This window comes from Mucilaginibacter sp. (assembly GCF_036383575.1).
Taxonomy (GTDB): Bacteria; Bacteroidota; Bacteroidia; order Sphingobacteriales; family Sphingobacteriaceae; genus Mucilaginibacter.
Genome location: NZ_DASVOB010000070.1, coordinates 1 through 6,591, shown reverse-complemented (window position 1 = coordinate 6,591; position 6,591 = coordinate 1). Strand labels below are relative to the sequence as shown.

Annotated in this window: 6 protein-coding genes; 5 read left to right on the top strand and 1 reads right to left on the bottom strand. The window is 43.8% G+C overall.

Annotation, left to right across the window (positions count from 1 at the left end; translation table 11 throughout):
- The 5 genes from VF500_RS02425 to VF500_RS02405 all read left to right on the top strand — a co-directional run.
- On the top strand, window positions 1–1,172 hold a 1,172-nt coding region (locus tag VF500_RS02425), incomplete at its 5' end, for a glycosyltransferase family 2 protein (protein ID WP_330858153.1).
- Window positions 1,173–1,442: 270 nt separating this feature from the next.
- Window positions 1,443–2,651: an ABC transporter permease gene (locus VF500_RS02420; RefSeq protein WP_330858152.1), complete on the top strand. Its 1,209-nt coding sequence runs from the start codon at window positions 1,443–1,445 to the stop codon at window positions 2,649–2,651.
- A gap of 40 nt (window positions 2,652–2,691) precedes the next feature.
- Complete coding sequence (locus VF500_RS02415; RefSeq protein WP_330858151.1) at window positions 2,692–3,930, top strand: PP2C family protein-serine/threonine phosphatase; 1,239 nt, start codon at window positions 2,692–2,694, stop codon at window positions 3,928–3,930.
- A gap of 219 nt (window positions 3,931–4,149) precedes the next feature.
- Window positions 4,150–4,746, top strand: coding sequence for a ribonuclease HII (locus VF500_RS02410; protein WP_330858150.1), 597 nt, complete (start codon window positions 4,150–4,152; stop codon window positions 4,744–4,746).
- A gap of 57 nt (window positions 4,747–4,803) precedes the next feature.
- Window positions 4,804–6,006, top strand: a complete 1,203-nt coding sequence (locus VF500_RS02405; RefSeq protein WP_330858149.1) for a glycosyltransferase family 4 protein — start codon at window positions 4,804–4,806, stop codon at window positions 6,004–6,006.
- 158 nt (window positions 6,007–6,164) lie between these two features.
- Here the strand turns inward: VF500_RS02405 and VF500_RS02400 are convergent.
- Window positions 6,165–6,591, bottom strand: a 427-nt coding sequence (locus tag VF500_RS02400; protein WP_330858148.1) for a transglutaminase family protein, incomplete at its 5' end; no start/stop codon positions are given.

Genomic DNA, 6,591 nt, shown 5'->3' with positions numbered 1-6,591 from the left:
GCTATTTTAGGATCGTTTTTTGTTTTAAAACTCAAATTCTTTTGACCGCGCTGATTAGTATTATTTCATTATTTTCCATGGGCCTTTATGTGCTGTTGCTCATCTATCTCCGGATAGGCTGGGCAAAGGTCACCACCCCTCTGGTTATTGCCCAAACATTTAGCACCAAAGTTACTGTGCTTATTGCGGCCCGTAACGAGGAAGAAAAGATTCACCTTACCATTGAAGATATTTTAGCTCAGGATTACCCCAAACACCTGGTGGAGATCATTATTGTTGATGATCATTCAACGGATAATACTGCTGCTATTATCAGCAGCTATGCGGCCCGGGGTGTTAAATTACTTCAGCTCAAACTGGGTGAAACACTAAACTCCTATAAAAAGAAGGCAATTGCCGAGGCTATCAAGCTTTCAACGGGCGATTTAATGGTGGCAACAGATGCCGACTGCCGCATGGGCAATCAATGGCTGCGTACTATTGTTGGTTTCTTTGAACAAAATAACCTGGTGATGATCTCGTCGCCGGTAACATATTTCCAGGAACAATCGGTATTTGAGCGGATGCAAACGCTCGATTTTTCGTCGCTTATTGGTATGGGTGGTTCATTTTTAGGGCATGGTTTTGCCGCCACCTGTAACGGGGCAAACTTCGCTTATCGTAAAGATGTATTTTACGAGGTTGGCGGTTTTGCCGGCATAGATGAGCTGGCTTCGGGCGACGATGAATTTTTATTGCATAAGGTTGGAGAGCGTTATCCCGGAAGGATAGGCTTCTTGAAACGGCGTGAGGCAATTGTATATACCCATGCAAAGCCCAATTTGAAGGAATTTATGCAGCAAAGACGCCGCTGGGCATCAAAATCAACCAAGTACAAAAACAAAAAGATGGTGGCCTTTGCGCTCAGTATCTGGCTGTGCAATTTTATGCTGCTGCTCACAGCGGTACTGGGGCTTTTCGATATCTATTTCCTGAAATTGTTTTTGCTTACCATCGGCATTAAATATGCGATAGACCTGTTATACATGACACCGATCATGAATTTCTTAAAACGGCGCGAACTGCTATTGTACGTGAGTTTTGTTCTGCCGCTTAATGTCCTTTATTTCGTTCTCATCGGCTTTTTAGGAAAAAACAAAAAGTACGCCTGGAAGGGCAGAATGGTTAAGTAAGCTATAATTAAGCTAAAAGCCGAAGGCTGAAAGCATAAAGCTACCAAACGTAGGTATATGAAATCTGCTCCGGACTTGTAAAAGGTTATGTGCTTTGAGCCTTAAGCTTTCTGCTTTTAGCTCCGGATATAGCTTTTGGCTTTCAGCGTTCTGCTTTGAGCTCCAAAACAGCTTTCAGCATTCATAATACTTCTGTAAAGAAAGCAGCCGTTATTGTTAATTGCGCCTATTTAAGCGATATTTAGCCAATACACATGAACTGTTAACACATTGGCCGAAATTACACCAGCAAAACGCACCTGGCGTGTTTTTAAGCGTAATAAAATTGCTGTAGCCGGGCTGGCATTTATCCTGCTTACCTTGCTTGTGGCAATACTGGGCTATCTCATCATGCCCGATGATACTCCCCTGGCCAATAATATGATCATACAGCTCAGCATAAAAAAGCCGGGATCAACCTATATGATGCTAAAGCTCAGGAAAACAGAACCTGTTGATACCGTAAATGTATTTGCCAGGATGCTGTATGGCCAGCCATCGTTTTATAAAGAGATCCCTATAACCGGCTATCATTTTGTTAAAGACTCCATTTATGTTAACGGGTATATCGGCGATGAAGATAAGCCCGAAAAAAAAGCATTCAATATTTTTGAAGTAGTAACCGGGCAAAAGCCCATTTATAAAAACGGGAAGGTTACTCTTAACGATAACGGGCAAGCGACTGTAGCGGCAGCTACCGCGGCTGTGTATAAGAGTTTTGAAAACAGGATCCGGGAAGAGAATATCGGGTTTAAAACTTTTTGGCTTGGTACCGATGGTTATGGCCGGGATATGCTGAGCCGCCTGCTGCTGGGTACCCGCATCTCGCTTGCCGTAGGCCTGATGTCGGTTATTATCAGTATGCTGCTTGGTGTAACCGTGGGTGCAATAGCCGGTTATTTTGGCGGTTGGGTAGATGCATCCTTAAGCTGGCTCATGAATATTTTATGGGCGCTGCCTGCATTGTTACTGGTAATAGCGATATCATTTGCATTGGGAAAAGGGTTGTGGCAAATATTTATAGCCGTTGGCCTGTCCATGTGGGTTGAAGTGGCGCGCCTGGTACGCGGCCAGGTAATGGGCCTTAAACAAGTGGAATATATTGAGGCAGCAAGGGCTTTGGGTTTTAGTAACAAACGTATTATAGCTAAACATATTTTACCCAATATAACCGGCCCGATACTGGTATTGGCATCGTCAAATTTTGCATCGGCTATACTTTTAGAGGCCGGGCTTAGTTTTTTAGGATTTGGCGCACAGCCTCCTACGCCAACCTGGGGTGGTATGATCACAGAACATTATGGTTATATTGTTATGGATTCGGCGTTTTTAGCTGTGATTCCGGGCGTGGCTATCATGCTGCTGGTGTATGCTTTTAACCTGGTTACCGTTGGTCTGCGCGATGCCTTTGATATAAAATCACAAAGTACTCGTATTTAAAAATTATTTCTTCTATTTTAGTCAGCGGACTTATATCAATATGCTGAATATAGACGACGGTTCCGGCGAAGACGAATTGATCAGGCTTTTGCTCAAACGGCAGTCGGAATTAAATTCTTTATTGGAAATTACGCGGGCGATAAATAAAAACACCGCTACTCCTATCCTCATTCAAATGCTGGAAGTTATTCTGCAAAATTATTTGCAGGTAGGCAAACTGCGTTTTTTGATTGAGAAGGATACTAAATTTGCCTGTATAGCCAAATACGGCGGTGATATTGAATCGTCGGTAGTGCTGGCCCGTGCCTGCAAAAAACTGAGTAAAGTTAAAGCCCCTACAGCCATAGCCGGGCACCGCGACCCCGTCCTCAAAAAATACAATTATTTTATCCCGGTATATCACAAAAGCAAAGCCCTCGCCTATGCGCTCATAGGTGATTTTAACACCTCGGGCGAGATGCTTAACAATGATCTCAATTTCATCCAAACGCTGATGAACGTGATCATTGTGGCACTGGAGAATAAAAAGCTTTTCCGCGAAAGGCTGCAATCCGAACGTTTTCAGCGTGAAATGGAGCTTGCAGTAGAAGTGCAGAATATGCTGATCCCCATGCGGGAGCATAAAGATGATAGTGTGGAGATCGGGGCAAAATATCTTCCGCATCAAAACATTGGCGGCGATTATTTTGATTTTATCCGCCTAAATGAGCACGAGTTTTTATGGTGCATTGCCGATGTTTCGGGTAAGGGAATTTCTGCAGCATTGCTGATGGCCAACTTTCAAGCCAGCCTACATGCCTGGGCAGCGGTTGATGGCGATTTGACCAATATTGTTGACAGATTAAATAAAATTGTGCTCAGTAATACCAAGGGCGAGCGGTTTATTACCTTGTTTCTTGCGCGTTATAATCAAAAAAAGCGGCGGCTTAACTACATTAATGCGGGGCACAACCCAACCATCCTTTATTCGGAAGGTGGAGCTATTCCCCTTAAGTTGGGCACTACCATGATCGGTGTTTTTGAAGATCTCCCTTTTTTAAACGAAGGGGAAGTTGATGTTGAACCCGGCAGCCTGATCTTTAACTATACTGATGGGCTCATGGATTTTGAGTCGCCAAGCTCCAAAATATGGAACGAGGATAAATTACTTGATTTTGTGCTGGCGCATGGTGAGCTCTCGCCCGATAACTTTAATCAGGCTTTGATGGATTACCTGAATAATGTGCATAAAAGCAAGCCAATTGATGATATTACGCTGCTTACGCTGAAGATTTTTTAATTTTAGATGTAGAGACGCATCACATGCGTCTGCCGGGTGCAATTACGATAGGGTGCGCTATAAGAGCTTGTCCTAAGGGAGACGCATGTGATGCGTCTCTACCCAAAAGGGCTGAAAATTATTTTAATCGCCTTTAAAGATTCGTAAATCTCATTGTTGAAAAACTCATCATACTAATAACTTTACTAACGCGTTTACAACACTTATTATATTTGCCGGATGCTATCAGCCAGGTACCAGTACGAATTTTTAGAAGCAGGATGCGACGAAGCAGGGCGCGGGTGTCTTGCCGGGCCTGTTTTTGCCGCAGCTGTTATTTTACCTCCCGACTTTAACCATCACCTGCTGAACGACTCCAAGCAGCTTACCGAAGAGGTAAGGTACCAGCTTCGTGCCGAGATAGAAGAGAAAGCGGTAGCTTACGCAGTAGCCTCTGTCGATAATTTGGAGATAGATGAGATCAATATTCTCAACGCATCATTCCTCGCAATGCACCGGGCCATTGAAAAATTACATCTTGAGCCCCAGTTTTTGATCATTGATGGTAACCGCTTTAAAAAGTACCGGAATATTCCTCATGAATGTATCATTAAGGGTGATGGAAAATATTTCAGCATTGCGGCCGCATCTATATTAGCTAAAACTTATCGCGACGATTATATGATGCAAATAGCAGCCGAACACCCGGAGTATGACTGGCATAGCAATAAAGGTTATCCAACTATTAAACATCGCAAAACGGTAATGAAGATCGGTTTTACGCCATATCACCGCCGCACCTTTAGGGTAAGCGATCCGCAGTTAAGTATTTTTTAATGAAGTTTTGAATACCACGTTCAGGATGGTATTTTTGTTAAAAACCCATTCCACCGTTTGAAGATCCTAATTTTAACACATCGTGTACCATTTCCGCAAAATGGCGGTTACGCCATTGTGGTTTGCAATACCATTAAAGGGTTGATTGCACTTGGGCACGAAGTTGCGCTGGTGGCTTTGAATGGCAAAAAGTATCATGGCAGCGTACAAACTACCGAAGACGAACTGCTGCAGAAAATTCAGTACACATCCTACGATATCAACATCAATGTATCCGTACTGGACGCGATAACCAATCTGTTCAACAAAAAAGCAAATGATGTTGATCGCTATTACGATGCCGAATTTGAAAAGCTCCTGCTGCGCGAATTGCGCCAAACTACCTATGATGTTATTCAGTTTGAAGGCCTGTTTGTAACGCCTTATCACGCTGCTATCCGTAAGCATACAAAAGCGAGATTGATTTACCGGTCGCACAATATTGAACACCAGGTATGGATGAGGCTGGCGCAGCAAAAAAGCGATCTGTTTAAGAAATGGTACCTGCATTTGCTGGCCCGTAGGGTGAAGGATTACGAATTGCAGCAACTTAATAAATTTGATGCCATAGCGGTATTTACCAACGAGGATAAAAAAACGCTGTTATCATACGGTGTTACCATTCCGGTTGATATTTTCCCGGTAGGGATCTCCCTGCCCGATTATAAGCCCGACTATAATAAAACAGAGTTCCCAAGCTTGTTTTTCCTTGGTTCTTTGGATTGGATGCCCAATCGTGAGGGTATTGAATGGTTTATAGAGAGTTTTTATAAAGACCTTACCGAGGGCGACCTGCGCGTGAAGTTTTATGTTGCCGGTCATAATATCCCCGATAGCTTTGATGATTATGAGGCGATGGGAAAGATCTTTATACAGGGCGAGGTTGACGATGCTTTTGAATTTGTGAACAGTAAGGCTATTATGGTGGTGCCCTTGCTTTCAAGCGGAGGGATGCGGGTTAAGATAGTGGAAGGTATGGCCATGGAAAAATGTATCATCTCCACCTCATTAGGGGCCGAAGGAATAAACTTTACCAATGGCACCAATATTCTTATCGCCAATAACAGGCAGGAGTTTTATGATGCCATAGCGCGTTGCATTACCGACGAGGAGTTTTGCCGAAACATTGGCCTCAACGCCCGCCGATTAATTGAAGAGCAGCACGATGTGCATGTAGTAGCGCCCAGGCTGGTTAATTTTTATCAGAGCGTTGAACCTTGATTTGCATGATTTAAGGATTTCTTGAGTTTAGCAAATGCTGTGATGCTTCGAGGTCAGCAATGCCGTTGTTGTTGGTGACAACACCAACAACGGCGTAAATGACATATCTTCTCTATCCTTTCTGCAAACTGCCAACTGAAAACTGCCACTGCCAACTACTACTGCTGCTGCTGTTGCTGCTGAATGATCTCCATATAACGCTGATAGCTGTTTTTAGGAAATTCAGTTACTACATGCATGGGCGGCGTTTCGTAGGTTTTATCTTCAAAAACAATAGCATCGGCATCATCAACAATTACGGATACTTCCAGTTTGTGGCCGTATGCGCCTTTATAAACACCTTTAACCGGCGAACAATCTGAAAAATTGCGACCCACGGCCAGGCGTACATGGGTTTCGTTGGCTATGCAGTTGTTTGTTGGGTCGATACCAAGCCAGCCGTAGTCGGGTACGTATACTTCGGCCCAGGCGTGGGTTGCCCCTTCACCGCGCATAGCGCTGCTGTGGGTGCAGATGTAGCCGCTTACATAGCGTGATGGTATTTTAAGCTGGCGGAGCATCACCATTAAAATATGGGCGAAATCC